This window comes from Hymenobacter nivis, from assembly GCF_003149515.1.
In the GTDB taxonomy this organism is placed as follows: Bacteria; Bacteroidota; Bacteroidia; order Cytophagales; family Hymenobacteraceae; genus Hymenobacter; species Hymenobacter nivis.
Window position 1 is genome coordinate 3,561,277 of the sequence record NZ_CP029145.1, and the last position, 15,739, is coordinate 3,577,015.

15 protein-coding genes are annotated in these 15,739 nt (G+C 64.7%); 9 read left to right on the forward strand and 6 right to left on the reverse strand.

Annotated elements, in window-relative coordinates; all coding sequences use genetic code 11:
* Positions 1–31: 31 nt before the first annotated feature.
* Both prmC and DDQ68_RS15775 read left to right on the forward strand, forming a co-directional pair.
* Positions 32–889, forward strand: a complete 858-nt coding sequence (gene prmC / locus DDQ68_RS15770; protein ID WP_109657160.1) for a peptide chain release factor N(5)-glutamine methyltransferase — start codon at positions 32–34, stop codon at positions 887–889.
* A 158-nt stretch (positions 890–1,047) separates the two neighbouring features.
* Positions 1,048–1,341, forward strand: coding sequence for a putative quinol monooxygenase (locus tag DDQ68_RS15775; RefSeq protein ID WP_109657161.1), 294 nt, complete (start codon positions 1,048–1,050; stop codon positions 1,339–1,341).
* Between the two features lie 64 nt (positions 1,342–1,405).
* Here the strand turns inward: DDQ68_RS15775 and thrC are convergent, their stop codons facing one another.
* The 3 genes from thrC to thrA all read right to left on the reverse strand — a co-directional run bounded on the left by thrC (position 1,406) and on the right by thrA (position 6,270).
* On the reverse strand, positions 1,406–2,704 hold the full coding sequence (thrC, locus tag DDQ68_RS15780) for a threonine synthase (RefSeq protein ID WP_109657162.1): 1,299 nt from the start codon (positions 2,702–2,704) through the stop codon (positions 1,406–1,408).
* A 142-nt stretch (positions 2,705–2,846) separates the two neighbouring features.
* The gene (locus tag DDQ68_RS15785; RefSeq protein WP_109657163.1) at positions 2,847–3,782 is read right to left on the reverse strand and encodes a homoserine kinase; all 936 of its coding nucleotides are present in this window, start codon (positions 3,780–3,782) and stop codon (positions 2,847–2,849) included.
* Between the two features lie 46 nt (positions 3,783–3,828).
* Positions 3,829–6,270: a bifunctional aspartate kinase/homoserine dehydrogenase I gene (gene thrA / locus DDQ68_RS15790; protein WP_109657164.1), complete on the reverse strand. Its 2,442-nt coding sequence runs from the start codon at positions 6,268–6,270 to the stop codon at positions 3,829–3,831.
* 195 nt (positions 6,271–6,465) lie between these two features.
* Between thrA and prfA the strand changes: the two genes are divergently transcribed.
* Both prfA and DDQ68_RS15800 read left to right on the forward strand, forming a co-directional pair.
* On the forward strand, positions 6,466–7,536 hold the full coding sequence (prfA, locus tag DDQ68_RS15795) for a peptide chain release factor 1 (protein WP_109657165.1): 1,071 nt from the start codon (positions 6,466–6,468) through the stop codon (positions 7,534–7,536).
* A gap of 113 nt (positions 7,537–7,649) precedes the next feature.
* Positions 7,650–9,218 carry a hypothetical protein gene (locus DDQ68_RS15800; protein ID WP_109657166.1) on the forward strand — a complete coding sequence of 523 codons (1,569 nt, stop codon included), beginning with the start codon at positions 7,650–7,652 and terminating at the stop codon, positions 9,216–9,218.
* A gap of 71 nt (positions 9,219–9,289) precedes the next feature.
* Here the strand turns inward: DDQ68_RS15800 and DDQ68_RS15805 are convergent, their stop codons facing one another.
* Positions 9,290–9,874: a hypothetical protein gene (locus DDQ68_RS15805; RefSeq protein ID WP_109657167.1), complete on the reverse strand. Its 585-nt coding sequence runs from the start codon at positions 9,872–9,874 to the stop codon at positions 9,290–9,292.
* On the reverse strand, positions 9,867–11,411 hold the full coding sequence (gpmI, locus tag DDQ68_RS15810; RefSeq protein ID WP_109657168.1) for a 2,3-bisphosphoglycerate-independent phosphoglycerate mutase: 1,545 nt from the start codon (positions 11,409–11,411) through the stop codon (positions 9,867–9,869). Before gpmI ends, DDQ68_RS15805 begins: the two co-directional genes overlap by 8 nt.
* 198 nt (positions 11,412–11,609) lie before the next feature.
* Here gpmI and DDQ68_RS15815 point away from each other — a divergent pair, with 198 nt between their 5' ends.
* The 5 genes from DDQ68_RS15815 (at position 11,610) to DDQ68_RS15835 (ending at position 15,296) form a co-directional block, all read left to right on the forward strand.
* Entirely contained in the window at positions 11,610–12,008 is a 399-nt protein-coding gene (locus DDQ68_RS15815) for a DUF4783 domain-containing protein (protein ID WP_162550157.1), read from the forward strand.
* 167 nt (positions 12,009–12,175) lie between these two features.
* Positions 12,176–13,039: a carboxylating nicotinate-nucleotide diphosphorylase gene (nadC, locus tag DDQ68_RS15820; RefSeq protein WP_109657170.1), complete on the forward strand. Its 864-nt coding sequence runs from the start codon at positions 12,176–12,178 to the stop codon at positions 13,037–13,039.
* 130 nt (positions 13,040–13,169) lie between these two features.
* Positions 13,170–13,769 carry a YcxB family protein gene (locus DDQ68_RS15825; RefSeq protein WP_109657171.1) on the forward strand — a complete coding sequence of 200 codons (600 nt, stop codon included), beginning with the start codon at positions 13,170–13,172 and terminating at the stop codon, positions 13,767–13,769.
* 315 nt (positions 13,770–14,084) lie between these two features.
* Positions 14,085–14,444, forward strand: a complete 360-nt coding sequence (locus tag DDQ68_RS15830; RefSeq protein WP_109657172.1) for a hypothetical protein — start codon at positions 14,085–14,087, stop codon at positions 14,442–14,444.
* A gap of 111 nt (positions 14,445–14,555) precedes the next feature.
* A complete protein-coding gene (locus DDQ68_RS15835) occupies positions 14,556–15,296 on the forward strand; it encodes a ZIP family metal transporter (protein WP_109657173.1) in 741 nt (246 codons plus the stop codon).
* 100 nt (positions 15,297–15,396) lie between these two features.
* Here the strand turns inward: DDQ68_RS15835 and DDQ68_RS15840 are convergent, their stop codons facing one another.
* Positions 15,397–15,717 (reverse strand): chaperone modulator CbpM, encoded by a 321-nt coding sequence (locus tag DDQ68_RS15840; protein ID WP_109657174.1) that lies wholly within the window; start codon positions 15,715–15,717, stop codon positions 15,397–15,399.
* Between the last annotated feature and the right edge of the window lie 22 nt (positions 15,718–15,739).

Genomic DNA, 15,739 nt, shown 5'->3' on the forward strand with positions numbered 1-15,739 from the left:
CCGCGCCGCGGCACTGGCCTACTTTTGCCCAATGACCACCCGCGCCCTCACCGACCGCCTCGCCGCCGCCCTTGCCGCCGCGTACCCCGCCCCGGAGGCCGCCGCCATCGCCGCGCTGGTGGCCGAGCACCTGCTGGGCTTCGATGCGCTCCAGCGCCGCATGCGGGCCCAGGATGCTGTATCGCCCGCCGTTCAGCAGCAATTGCCGGCCCTCGAAGCCCGTCTGCTGGCCCACGAGCCGGTGCAGTACGTGCTGGGTACCGCCCACTTCGCCGGTATGGAGCTGGAAGTGACGCCCGCCACCCTCATTCCGCGCCCCGAAACCGAGGAGCTGGCGCGCCTGGTAGCGCAGGAAAACCAGGGCCCCGGCGCACTGGCCGTGCTCGACGTGGGCACCGGCTCGGGCTGCCTGGCCTTGGCGCTGGCCCGCGCCCTGCCCGGGGCGCAGGTGCTGGCCGTCGATATTTCGGAGGCTGCCCTGGCCGTGGCCCGCCGCAACGGCGCCCGTTACGCCCCGCGGGTACAGTTTCAACAAGTTGATATTCTGAAGGGAAACCCCGCTGGCGTAGCGCCCGGGGCCCTGGATGTTCTGGTGAGCAACCCGCCCTACGTGCGCGAGAGCGAGCGGGCCCGGATGCGCGCCAACGTGCTGGCCTGGGAGCCCGCCACGGCCCTGTTCGTGCCCGACGCCGACCCGCTGCTGTTCTACCGCCGGCTGGGGGCCCTGGGCCGCGAGCTGCTGCGCCCCGGCGGCGGCCTCTACCTGGAAATCAATGAGGCGCTGCCGGCCGAAACGGAAGAACTGCTCCGCGGCCAAGGCTACGCCGAGGTGCGCGGAATAGCGGATATGTTCGGTAAGGCGCGCATGGTGCGGGCCATTGCGCCGTAATGTGGGGGACAAGGCAACAATTGCCCGACTTTGCGCCCAAGCGCTGGCCCTTCTGGTACTTGTACGCCAGCGGGCATTGTTTCGCTGCTCAAAACAATCCGCTTTCTGCCGCGCTTGCGTAGCTGAAAGTTAAAGACTTACCCCAAAGCCCACGTAACATGGTAAAAGTAGGATTGCTGGTACGGCTCGAAGCCAAGCCCGGAAAAGAGCAGGCCGTGGCCGATTTCCTGCGCGGCGGGTTGGCCCTCGTGATGGAAGAGCCCGATACCGTGACCTGGTACGGCATCCAGATGGGGCCCTCCACGTTCGGAATTTTCGACACGTTTGCCGAAGACGCCGGCCGCAAAGCCCACCTCGGGGGCAAGGTAGCCGCCGCCCTCATGGCCCACGCCGAAGAGCTTTTTTCGACCCCGCCGGCCATTGAAATGATTGATATACTGGCCGCTAAGTAGAAAGCCAGTAATATCCGTAAACGGGAGATTCGGTTATGCCGAATCTCCCGTTTTTTATGGCACGCTACCGCAGCAAAAACTCCTTCAGGGCCCCAAAGTCCACGGCCATCGGAATGGCTTGCTTGGGGCGGCCTTGCAGGTGTAGCACGGCCGCCGGTAGCTCGATGGGCTGGCCGATGATGGGCTCCAGCACGTCGGGGAACTTGACGGGGTGGGCCGTGGCGAGGATGAAGCCCGCGGCGTCGGGGTACTGGGCCTGGTGGCGGAGCAGCGCGGCGTAGGCCACGGCGGCGTGGGGGTCCAGCAAGTAGCCGTTCTCAAACCACACCTGCAAGATGGTGGCCACCGTGTCGGGGTCGCTCACGGTTTCGGCGCTGAGGGCGGCCTTCAGGGCCCCCAGGTCGTGGCCAAACAGCTCCAGGATGCGGACGAAGTTGCTGGGGTCGCCCACGTCCATGGCGTTGGAGTGGGTGGCCACGGCGGCCTGGGGCGCGTAGGTGCCCAAGCGCAGGTAGCGCGGCACGGGGTCATTGGCGTTGCAGGCGGCGATAAAGTGGCCTAGCGGCAGGCCCGAGGCCCGCGCCAGCAGCCCGGCGCAAATGTTGCCGAAGTTGCCGCTCGGCACGCTCACCACCGGCGGCGTAGCGGCGGCGTGCCACTGCTGGGCCGCGAAGCAGTAGTACAGCTGCTGGGGCAGCCAGCGCGCCACGTTGATGGAATTAGCCGAAGTAAGGAAGCGGTGGGCGGCCAGCTCGGGGTCGCGGAAGGCCTGCTTCACCAGGGACTGGCAATCGTCGAAGGTGCCGCTAACCTCCAGGGCCGTAATGTTTTGGCCCAGCGTGGTGAGCTGCTGCTCCTGTACCGGGCTCACCTTGCCCTGGGGGTAGAGGATGACCACTTCCACGCCCGGCACGCCCAAAAACCCGCTGGCCACGGCCCCGCCGGTATCGCCCGAGGTGGCCACCAGCACCGTCATGGGCGGCGTGTTGCCGCGCTGCGCGAAGTAGCCCAGGCACCGGCTCATGAACCGGGCCCCCACGTCCTTAAACGCCAGCGTGGGCCCGTGGAAAAGCTCCAGGGCCGTAATGCCGGGGCTCACGGGCACGAGCGGAAACGGGAAATCGACGGCCGCGGCGCAAATCCCGCGCAGGTCCGCGTCGGGAATGGTGCCGCCCACGTAGGGCCGCATCACGGCCAGGGCCAGGTCGGCGCGGTCCAGCGCGGGCAGGTCGCGCAGGAAATCAGCCCCGAACCGCGGAATGGTTTCCGGGAAGTACAAGCCGCCGTCGGGGGCCTGGCCGGTAATGGCGGCGGTACGGAAGTCTACCGGCGGAGCTTGGCGGCGAAGGCTGTGGTACTGCATCGGGCGGAGAGGCGGGCGGAGAAGTGTGGCAATAAAGAATCCTTAAAATGGTGGTTTTGATAAATAGGCCGCCGGCGAATGTACGGCCAGGAAGTTGCCCAGCGTACTCGTTAATAAACTGTTAACCTACCGGCCGGCGGGGCTATTCGGCCACCACGCGGGCGCCTTCCGGGGCCACCGTCCCCACGTACAGGTTAAACTCGATGCCCAGCTCAGCAAACACGCTGCCCAGGGCCGCGGCTACGGCATGGGCCGTGGGCTCGTCGCGGTTCAGCATGAAAATGGATGGCCCCGAGCCCGAAATGCCGCCGCCCAGGGCCCCCGCCGCCAGGGCCCGCCGCCGCGCCTCGGCCAGCCCGGGGATGAGCGGAGCCCGCGCCGGCTCCACGATGTAGTCGTCGAGCGAGCGGCTAATCAGGCCATAGTCCGCCGTGAGGAAGCCGGCCACCAGGCCGGCCACGTTGGCCCACTGGCGCACGGCCAGGCCCAGCGGCACGGCGGCGGGCAGCACCTGGCGGGCATCCTTGGTTTTGATTTCAATTTGGGGGTGCACCACGGCCACCCACAGCGTCGGCGCGGGCAGGGCCACGATGTCGGTGGCCGGCTCCAGGGCCCGCACCACCGTGAAACCCCCAAAAATAGCCGGCGCGACGTTGTCGGCGTGGCGGGCCCCGGAGGCCAGGGCCTCGCCCGCCATCGCAAACTCCACCAGCTCCAGCTGGCTGAAGCGGTTGCCCAGCAGGGCGTTGGCCGCTACCACGGCCCCCGCGGCACTGGCTGCGCTACTGCCCACCCCGCTGCCGGGCTTGATGCCCTTGGTAATTTCCATCTCAAAGCCCACGGCCTCGGGCACAGCTGCCAGCAGGGCCAGCAGGGCCACGCCAGCCACGTTGCGGGCCGGGTCGGTGGGCAAATTATAAGCGTCGAGGTGCCGGATGCGCACGCCCGGGGCCCCGGTGCGGCGCAGGCGAATGGTGTCGTAGGGCGCGGCCAGGGCCAGGCCAAACACGTCAAAGCCGCAGCCTAAATTGGAGAGCGTGGCGGGGGCGTGAACGAGAACAGAGTCGGGGAGGGGCATTGAAATGGCGGCCTTTTTATTTGCCTGGAACTTGAGCCGGGTATGATTACAACCTCGCGGCGCGAATAATATCTGCAAACACGCCAGCGGCCGTGACTTCCGCCCCGGCCCCCGCGCCCTTCACCACCAGCGGCTGCTCGGCGTAGCGGTCGGTGTAGAAGAGCACGATGTTGTCCTTGCCGCGCAGCTCGTACACGTCGTGGCTGGGCAGCACGGCTTGCAGGCCCACGGCGGCGGCCCCGTCGTTGAAGCGGGCCACAAACTTGAGGCGCTTGCCCTCGGCTGTGGCCGCGTCGTACAGGGCCCGGAAGTGGGCCTCATGCGCGGCCAGCTGCTCGTAAAAGGCTTCCACATCGCCCTCCAGGCAAGATGCGGGCAGGAACGAGTCGATTTGCACGTCGCTCATTTCCAGCGGGTGGCCGGCCTCACGGGCCAGGATCAGGATTTTGCGGGCCACGTCGGTGCCGCTCAGGTCGAGGCGCGGGTCGGGCTCGGTGTAACCCTCGGATTGGGCCTGGCGCACCACCTCGGCGAAGGGCCGCGAGCCGTCGTAGTTATTGAACACGAAGTTGAGCGTGCCCGAAAGTACCGCCTCCATGTGCCGCACCACGTCGCCGCTGCTGGTCAGGTCGTTGAGGGTGCCAATGATTGGTAGACCCGCGCCTACGTTGGTTTCGAACAGAAACCGGGTGTTGAAATCCTGCGCCAACGCCTTGAGGCGGGCGTAGTTGGCATAGGCCGACGACGCGGCTACCTTGTTGCAGGCCACCACGGCCACGCTCTTCTCGAGCAGTTCGGCGTAGTGGTCGGCGGCGGCGGGGTTGGCCGTCACGTCCACCAGAATGGAGTTGCGCAGGTTGCGGCTCACGATGAGCTGGGTGAATTCTTCCAGCGTACAGGGCCCCGCGGCGGCCAGCGCGGCGGGCCAGGCGGCCAGGTCCAGGCCGTTCTCGTCCACGACGCAGTGGCGGCGGTTGGCAATGGCCACCACCCGTACCTGCAAGCCCAGGTGCTGCTGCAAGTGCTGCTGCTGCTGCGCCAGCTGGGCCAGCAGCTTGCTGCCCACGTTGCCGGGCCCCAACACGTACAGGTTCACCTGCTTATAGGCCGGCTCGAAGAAGGCTTCGTGCAGCACGTTGATGGCCTTGCGCACGTCGGCGGCCCGGATGACGGTGGAGATGTTGCGCTCCGACGAGCCCTGGGCAATGGCCCGGATGTTCACGCCATTCTGGCCCAGGGCCCCAAACAGGCGCCCGCTGATGCCGGGGTGGTTCTTCATGTTTTCGCCCACCAGCGCCACAATGGCCAGCCCGTTCTCGGGGCACAGCGGGGCAATGCGCCCATTGGTAATTTCGGTGGCAAACTCGGCGTCGACGGCGGCCTGGGCCCCGGGCACGTCGGCGACGGCCACGCCCACGCAAATGGAGTACTCCGACGAGCTTTGGGTGATGAGCACCACGTTGATGCGCTCGCGGGCCAGGGCCTCAAACAAGCGCTTCGAGAAGCCCGGGATGCCCACCATGCCGCTGCCCTCCAGGTTCAGCAGCGACAAATTGCCGATGCTGGAGAGGCCGCGCACCACCTCGCCGCTCGGCGGCGGGGCCGTTTCCACCAGCGTGCCGTAGTCGGCCGGGGCGAAGGTGTTCTTGATCCAGAGCGGAATGCCGCGCTCCATTACCGGCTGAATGGTAGGCGAGTACAGCACCTTGGCCCCGAAGTGCGACAGCTCCATGGCCTCCTGGTACGAGATGCCGGCAATGGGCCGCGCGCGCGACACGAGGCGCGGGTCGGCGGTCATCAGGCCGCTCACGTCGGTCCAGATTTCGAGCACCTCGGCGTCGAGCGCGGCGGCCAGTAGGGCGGCCGTGTAGTCGGAGCCGCCGCGGCCCAGCGTGGTAGTATTGCCCTCGCCGTCAGCGGCAATGAAGCCTGGCACCACCCACAGCTCGCCGGGGTGCGCGCGCTGAAAGGCCTGCACCTGCGCGCGGGTGATTCCTGCGTTCACTTCGGCCGCGCCAAAGCGCGCGTTGGTGCGGATGAGCTGGCGGGCGTCGGCCCACACGGTCGGGGTACGGGCCCCCAGGGCTTCGCGCACCAGCTGCGACGAGAATAATTCGCCGTAGCTCATCAGCCGGTCGAGGGTGCGGGCAGACAATTCGCTGAGCGAAAAAATGCCGTCGCACAGCTGAAGCAGCTCCGAAAAGCCGCGGGTGAGCAGGTCGGTGATATCGGGCTGGCCGGCTGGGGGCAGCAGGGCCTGGGCGGCGGCCAGGTGCCGCTGTTGCAGCTGGGCCAGCGTGTCGCGGTAGCGGTAGTCGCCACTGGCCGCCGCGCGGCCCGCCCCGATGAGGACGTCGGTGGCGCCGCCCAGGGCCGATACCACCATCACCGCGGGGCCCCGGGCTAAGGCGTTGAGCGCGATGGCGCACGATTTCTCAATGTTTTCCGCGGAGGCTACGGACGTGCCTCCGAATTTGAGCACTTGCATTTAAGGTAGCGGTTGGGCAGGTGGGGCCAGGTGGATGGGCCGGCAAAGGGCAGGGCAACCGACACCGGGCTCCCCCAGCGCCGGCTGGCCGGGGCCCCTAGCCGCGCACGGCGGAAAAAGGAACGCCCGACCCAAACGGCGGTGTTTGAATCCAGTATCTTTGCAAACTACTGACTATTTTTTTCGACCACCAAAATGCTGGACAAATTAGAAGCCATCCGCCTGCGGTACAACGACGTGAGCGAAGAGCTGATGCAGCCCGACGTGATGTCGGACCTAAAGCGCTACAAGTCGTTAAACAAAGAATATAAAGACTTGGGCAAAATCGTGGTGGAGTACCGCAACTACCAGCAGGTGCTCAGTAACATAGAAAACGCCCGGCAGGTCATTTCGACCGAAAAAGACGAGGACTTCCGCGAAATGGCCAAGGCCGAACTCGACGAGCTCGGACCGGAGCAGGACCGCCTGGAGGCCGCCATCAAGAACTTGTTGATCCCCAAGGACCCCAATGACTCGAAGGACGTCATTATGGAAATCCGGGCTGGGGCCGGCGGCGACGAGGCTGCCCTTTTCGCCGGCGACTTGCAGCGCATGTACCTGCGCTTTGCCGAAAAGCAGGGCTGGAAAATGGAATTGGTGGACGCCATGGAGGGCACGGCCGGCGGTTACAAGGAAATTATCCTGGCCGTGAAGGGCGAGGACGTGTACGGCAAGCTCAAATTTGAGAGCGGCGTGCACCGCGTACAGCGCGTGCCGGCCACCGAAACCCAGGGCCGAATCCACACCAGCGTGGCCTCGGTGGTGGTGATGCCGGAAGCCGAAGAGTTCGACATCGATCTGGATATGAATGATATCCGCAAGGACCTCTTCATGTCGAGTGGCCCCGGCGGCCAGTCGGTGAACACGACCTACTCGGCCGTGCGTCTCACCCACCTCCCCACCGGCCTCGTGGCCCAGTGCCAGGACCAGAAATCGCAGCTCAAGAACTTCGACAAGGCCCTGCAAGTGCTGCGCTCGCGCATTTTCGAGATTGAGCTGGCCAAGAAGAACGAAGCCGAGGGTGCCATCCGCAAGAGCATGATTGGTAGCGGCGACCGCAGCGACAAGGTGCGCACCTATAACTACCCCCAGGGTCGCGTCACAGACCACCGCATCGGCTACACCGTGCACAACCTGCCCAGCGTAATGGACGGCAACGTGGACGATTTCGTGGAAAACCTGCGCATCGCCGAAAGCGCCGAACGCCTGAAAGTAGGCGTGTCGTAGCGGAAAAACAGGGCCCCTGAGCCGTTATCATCTCCATTATAAATAGCAACTCAGGCCGTCATGCAGAGCGCAGCGAAGCATGACGGCCTCAATGCGCCGAATCATATTTTATAATGCGCCACTTTTTCCTTGCCTTCATCTTACTCGGCTGCCTATCGGCGTTGCTGCCGGGCTGCGAGCCTAAGGAAGACCTGGTGCAAACCTCGGGAAACTTGAGCTTTGTGCAGGATACGGTGCAGTTTGATACTGTGTTCACCACGGTGCGCACCGTGACGAAGCGGCTGTGGGTGTACAACCGCAACCGTGGGGCCCTGAAGACGGACATCCGCCTGGCCGGGGCCGGGGCCAGCCCGTACTCGCTCATTATCAGTGGCGATGCAGGGCCCGGGGCCAGCGGCATTACCGTGCGGGGCAACGACAGCCTGCTCATCCTGGTGCGCGCCACCGTGGGCGACAACGGCACGGCCACCGCGGCCAAGCAGTTTGTGGTAGCGGACCAGATCAACTTCCTCACCAACGGCAACGCCCAGAACGTGAAGCTAGTGGCCTACGGCCAGAATGCCTATTTCCACCACGGCGAATTTATCGATAAAGACGTTACCTGGAAGACCGACAAGCCCCACGTCATCATCAACCGCACCTATGGCAGTGGCACGCAAGCCTATGTGGTGGGCGTGGCCGTGAACCCGGGTACCACGCTGCGCATCCCCAAGGGGGCCCGTATTTATTCGCACGCCGGGGCCACGCTGCAAGTGGCGGGGCGGCTGTTGGTGAACGACTTAAGTGAGCCCAACGCCTTCGTACCCACCGATACGGTGAAGGATACCAACGCCAACATCGTGCGCTTCGGCGGCGACCGGCTCGAAGATTTCTACGCCGATACGCCGGGGCAGTGGGGCGGTCTGGTGTTCACGAGTACCAGCCGCGGCAACCGCATCCGCTACGCCGAAATCAAGAACGCCACCTACGGCCTGCTGCTGCTGAACACCGCCCCCACGGGGCCCCTCCCCGACGTGGCCGTGGACAACACGACGATCAAGAACATTTCCGGCAATAACGTGTCGTTTGCTGGCGCTGCCCAGACGCCCGTGGCGCTGGATACCGGCGGCGGCATCATCAGCATTGCCGGCGATGTGAAGGCCACCAACTGCCTGTTCGCTAACTGCGCCGAATACGCTTTGTTGGGCTTCGGCGGGGTGTATGATGTGAATTTCTGCACCGTGGCCAACTACCCCGCCACCAGCGCAGTGCGCAAATCGGCCTCGCTGACATTTACTGATAAATCGCCCCTGGACGGCGTAACTACGCTGTCTTCGCCGCAAATCACGCTGCGCAACAGCATCGTGTGGGGTTCTATTGATGACGAACTGTACTTCGACAACGTGGATGCTTACCGCGCCAGCCTCGTGGTGCGCAACTCGGTGCTGCGCACCGGCACCTACGCCGGCACCGCCTTTGCCACCGCCGGTAAGCCGGGCCTCGCCGATGCAGTGCTCGGCAACCTGCTGAATACCGACCCGCTGTTTGCGCGCTCACCGTTCGGCGGCGGCCAGCTTGATTATTCGTTGCAAGCCACTTCGCCAGCCCTCAAGATGGGTCCCGCCTATGGCACCGCCCCGGCCCGCGACCTGCGCAACCTGCTCCGCGTAGCCCGCACCGTGGGGGCTTACGAACACAAATAGGGCCCCGGCGCGGGCTGCTGGCTTTTCCGCCGGCTGCCCGCTAATCGTTCAGCGTTGCCCAAATGTGCTGCTTAGCGTTGCACCTGCCCGGCCGCCGCGTAGCGCAGCGTGTCGAACAGCACCAGCTTCTGGGTGCCCTGCACCGCGTAGGTGGTCAGCAGGCCCTGGCGCAGGTCGAGCCGCAGGTGCTTGCGGGCCGCGAACAGCGCGTTTTTCTGGTCTACGTCGGCCGTGATTTCCTCGGGGGCGGCCCCAGCGCTCAGCACCGACAGCCGGCCAACTGGGGCAATGTCGTGGCCGGGCCGGCGGGTGTAGGTGCGGCGCAGCCGCCCATCGGGCAGCCGGGCCGAATCGATGGCATAGGCGCCGCGCAGGGCAGCCTTATTAATGTCGGCCTGGAAGAACAATTGCAGCTCGTCGGCCCACTTCACGGCCGGCACGCGCACCGTTTCAATGGCACCGCCGCGCACGCTCACGCGTTTGAGGGTGGCGGTATGGGCCTGGTTGAGCTGCTTAATTTGTTGGTCGAGCAAGCCCTTTACGTCGAAGTATAACGGCTGGGCGGCGGCCGGCGCGGGGGCCCCGGCCCCGGGCCCCCCGCAGCCAGCCAGCAGCAGCGCCAGGGCCCCCAGCCAGGCGCCGCTGCCCTTATGCATGCGGGGCGTCGGCGGGGCGCAGCAGGTTCAGGCCGGTCATCTCGGTGGGCTGGGCCACGCCCATCAGCGCCAGAATGGTGGGGGCGAGGTCGGCTAGCTTGCCATCGGCGAGGGTGCCGTGGTAGTTGTCATCTACCAAAATGCAGGGCACCAGGTTGGTGGTGTGGGCCGTGTTGGGCGAGCCGTCGGCGTTGCGCATGAATTCGGCGTTGCCGTGGTCGGCGATGATGATGCTAGTGTAGCCGGCGGCGCGGGCGGCCTCCACCACGGCGCGGGCGCAAGCGTCGGCCGTTTCCACGGCCTTCACCACGGCCGCAAACACGCCGGTGTGACCCACCATGTCGGGGTTGGCGAAGTTTAGTACCACGAAATCGGCGGTATTGGCTCGCAGCTCGGGAATCAGGGCGTCGCGCAGGTCGGCGGCGCTCATTTCGGGTTGCAGGTCGTAGGTGGCCACCTTGGGCGAGGGGCACATGATGCGCTTCTCGCCCTCAAAGGCCACCTCGCGGCCGCCCGAGAAGAAGAAGGTCACGTGCGGGTACTTCTCCGTTTCGGCGATGCGGATCTGCGTCTTGCCGTTCTCGGCCAGCACCTCGCCCAGCGTGCGGTTGAGGTTGTCCTTCTCAAACACCGGCGTCACGCCCACGAAGCTGTCGTCGTAGTTCGTCAGCGTGAGGTAGTGCAGGTTGAGCCGGTGCATCTGGAAGGCGTGGAAATCCTGCTGCGTAAGGGCTTCCGTAATTTCGCGGCCCCGGTCGGTGCGGAAGTTAAAGCACAGCACCACGTCGTCGTCCTGAATGATGGCCAGCGGCTGCCCGTCGCTGCCCACCTTCACGATGGGTTTCAAAAACTCGTCGGTAACTCCCTCTTTGTACTGCTCCTGAATAGTTTGGATCAGGTTCTGCGAGGGCGTGCCCACGCCGTTCACCAGCAGGTCGTAGGCCACTTGCACCCGCTCCCAGCGCTGGTCGCGGTCCATGGCGTAGTAGCGGCCCACTACGGAGGCAATTTTGGCGCCCGTGCGCTCCACGTGCTGCTCCAGGTCGTTGATGTAGCGCACGCTGCTCTTGGGGTCGGTGTCGCGCCCGTCCGTAAAGGCGTGCACGAACACCCGCGGCACGCCCGCCTCGTGGGCGATGGTGCACAAGGCCTTCACGTGGTCGATGTGCGAGTGCACGCCGCCGTCGGATAGTAACCCAATGAGGTGCAAGGGTTTATTATTGATACGGGCGTACTCGAAGGCTTTCACCAGGGCCGGCATCTGGCCCAGCTTCCGGTCGCGGATGGAGCGGCCGATGCGCACCAGCTCCTGGTCCACCACGCGGCCCGCGCCAATATTCATGTGGCCCACTTCCGAGTTGCCCATCTGGCCCTCGGGCAGGCCCACGGCTTCGCCCGAGGCTTGCAGGGTGCTGTGCGGGTAGCGCGCCAGAACTTCGTGGTAGAAGGGCGTCTGCGCTTGGTCAACGGCCGAATTGGTCGTGTTTTGGGTCAGGCCCCACCCGTCCAGAATGACCAATAATACCTGTTTATTCATGCCCCAAAGATACGGGGCCCCGGGGCAAGGGTTGACGGCAGCCGCGCCCCGGGGGATAATTTTGGGCAGATTTTTGCCCGGCTGCCTGCCAACCCGCGCGGGCCGCCGCCCGTAATCTGGCCCTGGCTGGGGGGGGGGCTCCAACTGGCACTGTTTTCGCTACACCCCGCTTTGATGATAAGTTCTTTACTTTTTACCATGAAACCCTTCCTTTTGCGAACGTTGGCCGCCGCGTGGCTGCTGGTGCTGCTGGGCTTTACGGCCCAGGCTCAGGCCGACCTGGGGCCCGTGCGCGGGGCCCTGCGCAACGGCTCGGCGCACGAGCTGGCCCAGTTCCTGGCCCCGGCCATTGAAATCAGCTTCGACGGCGATAAGCAGAACTTTAACGCCACCCAGGCCGAGTTGGTGCTGAAAGATTTCTTCGCCAAAAACGGTCCCATCGGATTCGATTTTATCCACCAGGGGTCCAGCGGCGAGGGCATCCAGTACGCGGTGGGGCGCTACGCCAGCCGCGGCGGCACCTACCGCGTCTACGTCAAGCTGAAGCCCTCGCGCGGGGCCCCGGTGATTGATAACCTGGACTTTACCAAAGAATAGCTAAGCTAAGAAAAGCTTGGTTAAACGTTAAAAGTGAAGAGTCAAAACCGGACATTGGTTTTGACTCTTCACTTTTAACGTTTAACCAGCTATGCCCAGCAGCAAGGCTTCGCGTTGGGGCCCTGGTTGTGCTTCCGCGGCAAGGGCGGGGCCCGTACCTTTGCGGCGTGCAACCACTCCCCGCTTACCTAACCGACGAGGCCCTCGCCACCTTCATCCGCTCGGCGTTGGCCGAAGATGTGGGCGACGGCGACCATTCGGCGCTGGCCGCTATTCCGGCCGAGGCCCGCAACCGCGCCCGCCTGCTGGTGAAAGGCACCGGCGTACTGGCCGGCGTGGCCCTGGCCCCGCGCATCTTCGTGGCGGTAGATGAGGCTTTGGAGGTGCGCGAGGCCCTGCCCGACGGCACCCGCGTTCGGCCCGGCGATGTGGCCTTCGTAGTGGAGGGCCCCGCGCGCAGCATCCTCACAGCCGAGCGCCTGGTGCTCAACTGCATGCAGCGCATGAGCGGCATCGCCACCTACACGGCGCAACTCACCGCGCTGCTGGCCGGCACCAAAGCCCGCCTCCTCGACACCCGCAAAACTACGCCCAACTTCCGCCTCTGCGAGAAGTGGGCCGTGCTGATTGGCGGCGGCGTGAACCACCGCTACGGCCTCTTCGACATGATCATGCTGAAGGACAACCACGTGGACTACGCCGGCGGCGTGGCCGCGGCCTTGGCCGCCACGCACGCCTACCTGGCCCGCACCGGCCGGCAGCTGCCCATCGTACTCGAAACCCGCACCCTGGAAGAAGTGCAACAGGCCGTGGCCGCCGGCGGCTTCCAGCGCCTGATGCTCGACAACATGACGCCCGCCCAGATGCGCGAGGCGCTGGCCGTGGTGGCCGGCCGCTTCGAAACCGAGGCCAGCGGCGGCATTACCGAGCAAACCCTGGCTGCGGTGGCCGCTACCGGCGTCGACTACATTTCGGTGGGGGCCCTCACGCACTCGGCCGATATCCTGGACCTGAGCCTGAAAGCATTTTAAGAATTAATGTGTTGAGTGTGGAGAATGTGAAAATGTGGGAGATGGAAAGTTTGCTATAAACTACCAAAATACTCATTGTCAAGTTTCTACACATCTACACACTCTGTATATCTCTACATTTAAAAGAATCATGAACCAACCCAACCAACGCGGCGGGGGCGGCGGCTTCCGCCAGCAGCAGCAGCCGTCGCCGCTGGCCATCGTCACCAAAAAAACGCAGTTCGACACCAACGCCTACACCAAGCTGGCCATGGCCGAGGTGTGGCGCAAAGACTGGGTGTACGCCCTGGTGCCATTCGCCCTTGGGCTGCTGCCGGCCATCATCTGGCATTCGTGGTGGTGGCTGGTGCTAAGCTTTGTGCTCACGCTGCTGTTTGTGCTGCTGCGCTCGGCCCAGGTCACGGGCGTGACGCAGATGGAGCAGAGCAAGCCCCTGTTTGAGCGCATGAGTTTTGAGATGGACCCGAAGCAACTGCTGCTGCGCGTGAGCAAGGAAAAAGCCATGCAGCTCACCTGGGACATGATCGGCAAGGTGCGCCGCGACGATGACGCTTACCTGCTCTACCTTAAGCCCGGCGCCCCGCCCGCCGACACCGCCGGCTGGCGCCTGTGGATTGCCCGCACGTTCGACGTGCCGGTATTTTTACACTTGCCCCAGCGCATTTTCAATTCCGACAACGACCGCAAGCTGTTTGAGGCCCTGCTGCGCCGCAAGAACCTGCTGGCTTAATTTGCCGTGCAAAAGCAACTGGGTTGTCAGTTGCCGGTTGTTAGAGCAAATCTTAAGTCAGTGTACACTTATTGCCAGTCTCGCTCCCCCTCTCCTTTTTGGAGATGAGGCCCAAGGGGTGAGGCAAACGCGGGAACGAGCCGTGTACACTGACTTGAAAACCGCTCTAGGCAGTGTTTATGAAATTACTGTCAGCCGCTAGCTAACAACCAACAACGCAGGGCCCCCGCTAAAAAAAGCGCGGCCTGGCCCCACCCCGCCGTCCGCCGCTACGTAACGCATTCCATCTGACCGCTATTGCTTGTTTTCTCACCCATGAAATTCCTATCCCCCCGCTTGCTGGCCCTGGCTACTGCCGCCCTCGCCCTGAACGCTTGCAGCAGCGAGCCCTCCGACTGGCGCCCCGACGAAAAAGTATCGCTGGATATGGTGGCCCCCGGCACCCGCATTAGCGAGATGCACGCCAGCGACTCGGCCGACATGCCCAACGCGGCCAAAGGCGGCGCCATCCCACGGCCCATCAACTCGTCGGAGCACCTAGACGAGCGTCCCATGCCCAACGCCGCCGAAGCCATGTCGGCCGACGCTACCAACCTGAAGGGCGAGGAGAAAAAGAACGACGCCTCGCCCGCCGATGGGGACGCGCGCCACCAGGCAGCGGCAAAGAAAAAGTAGCCATTTGCCGGACCGGTAATTTTTGCAGCGGCCGCCTGCTCCGCCGACCGGCGCGGGGCAGGCGGCCGCTTTTGTGCGGCCGCGGGGCGGCCGCTTTTTGCGTTTTCGCGGATGTGGATTGCCATTTTTGTATTGCTGGGCACGGTGCTGGGGGCAGGCTGGGCCGCCGGCTGGCTGCCCGCCGCCCTGGGCCAAGCGGCCCTGAAGCCGCTGCTGGCCTTCAGCGGGGCCTACTTGTTCACGCTCACCGTCACGCACTTGCTGCCCGAAGCCTGGCAGATGGTGCCGGGCCAGGGCCCCCGGGTGGGCTACTGGGTGCTGGGTGGCTTCTTTGGGCAAGTGCTGCTGGAAGTGTTTTCGCACGGCATCGAGCACGGCCACGTGCACGCGGCCGAGGCCCACGCGGCCCGGGCCGGCCGGGTGCCGCTGCTGCTGCTGGGGGCCTTGGCGGTGCACTCGCTTTTAGAGGGCAGCATTTTGGTACCGGCCGCTGGTGGGGCGGTGGGGGCCCCCTACTATGCCATAGTGGCTGGGGTGGCGTTGCACCACATACCCGCCGCGTTTGCGCTGGCCACGCTGCTGCACCAGCGGCCTGGCCCCGCCCGGCGCACGTGGCCCGCGCTGCTAATCTTTGCCCTGGCCGGCCCGGTGGGCATCCTGAGCAGCAACTACTTGGTGCTGAGCGAGCGGCTGGGCCCGGGGGCCTACGCCGCGCTGCTGGGGCTGGTAGCCGGCAACTTCCTGCACGTTTCCACTACCATCCTGTTCGAAACCAGCCCCGAGCACCGGCTCGACTGGGCCAAGCTCGGAGCCACCGTGGTGGGGGCTGGGTTAGCCCTAGCCATCGCCTGACTTTTCAGTTATCAGTGAATAATGAGCAAACCTCTGTGTATCTTTCAATCAGTAGCTGCTCACTGTTAATTGCTCATTGCTCGTTGTCAATTGATACCTGTTAATTGAAATCTATAGTGGGCCCCCGGCCTTGCAGGAACTGCTCTAGCTGCTGGGCGCGAGAGGTTTCGCGGGCTAGGGCGGCTTGCAGGCCCAGCAGACGCTGGCGCATGGCCAGCACGAGGTCGAGGGCTTCGGGGGGCACCCCCAGGCCGTGGTGCAGGCGGGCCAGGCGCGGCAGCAACTCATCGGGCTCGTCGTCGATTTCCACGGCGTTGGGGGTGGGAGCCGGACGCAGCAAGCCTACGGCTACGAAGCCGTGCAAATCCTCGGCGTTGAGGCCGTAGCGAACGGCGCATTCCTGGAAAGTGAGAACGAACATAAGCGGGTGGAAAAGACGAAAA

Coding starts and splice junctions, on each gene's coding strand:
- DDQ68_RS15800 (WP_109657166.1), top strand. CDS start 7,650: ATGCGCCACTTTTTCCTTGCCTTCATCTTACTCGGCTGCCTATCGGCG.
- DDQ68_RS15815 (WP_162550157.1), top strand. CDS start 11,610: ATGAAACCCTTCCTTTTGCGAACGTTGGCCGCCGCGTGGCTGCTGGTG.
- gpmI (WP_109657168.1), bottom strand. CDS start 11,411: ATGAATAAACAGGTATTATTGGTCATTCTGGACGGGTGGGGCCTGACC.
- DDQ68_RS15785 (WP_109657163.1), bottom strand. CDS start 3,782: ATGCCCCTCCCCGACTCTGTTCTCGTTCACGCCCCCGCCACGCTCTCC.
- DDQ68_RS15805 (WP_109657167.1), bottom strand. CDS start 9,874: ATGCATAAGGGCAGCGGCGCCTGGCTGGGGGCCCTGGCGCTGCTGCTG.
- DDQ68_RS15840 (WP_109657174.1), bottom strand. CDS start 15,717: ATGTTCGTTCTCACTTTCCAGGAATGCGCCGTTCGCTACGGCCTCAAC.
- DDQ68_RS15830 (WP_109657172.1), top strand. CDS start 14,085: ATGAAATTCCTATCCCCCCGCTTGCTGGCCCTGGCTACTGCCGCCCTC.
- prmC (WP_109657160.1), top strand. CDS start 32: ATGACCACCCGCGCCCTCACCGACCGCCTCGCCGCCGCCCTTGCCGCC.
- thrA (WP_109657164.1), bottom strand. CDS start 6,270: ATGCAAGTGCTCAAATTCGGAGGCACGTCCGTAGCCTCCGCGGAAAAC.
- thrC (WP_109657162.1), bottom strand. CDS start 2,704: ATGCAGTACCACAGCCTTCGCCGCCAAGCTCCGCCGGTAGACTTCCGT.
- DDQ68_RS15835 (WP_109657173.1), top strand. CDS start 14,556: ATGTGGATTGCCATTTTTGTATTGCTGGGCACGGTGCTGGGGGCAGGC.
- DDQ68_RS15775 (WP_109657161.1), top strand. CDS start 1,048: ATGGTAAAAGTAGGATTGCTGGTACGGCTCGAAGCCAAGCCCGGAAAA.
- prfA (WP_109657165.1), top strand. CDS start 6,466: ATGCTGGACAAATTAGAAGCCATCCGCCTGCGGTACAACGACGTGAGC.
- DDQ68_RS15825 (WP_109657171.1), top strand. CDS start 13,170: ATGAACCAACCCAACCAACGCGGCGGGGGCGGCGGCTTCCGCCAGCAG.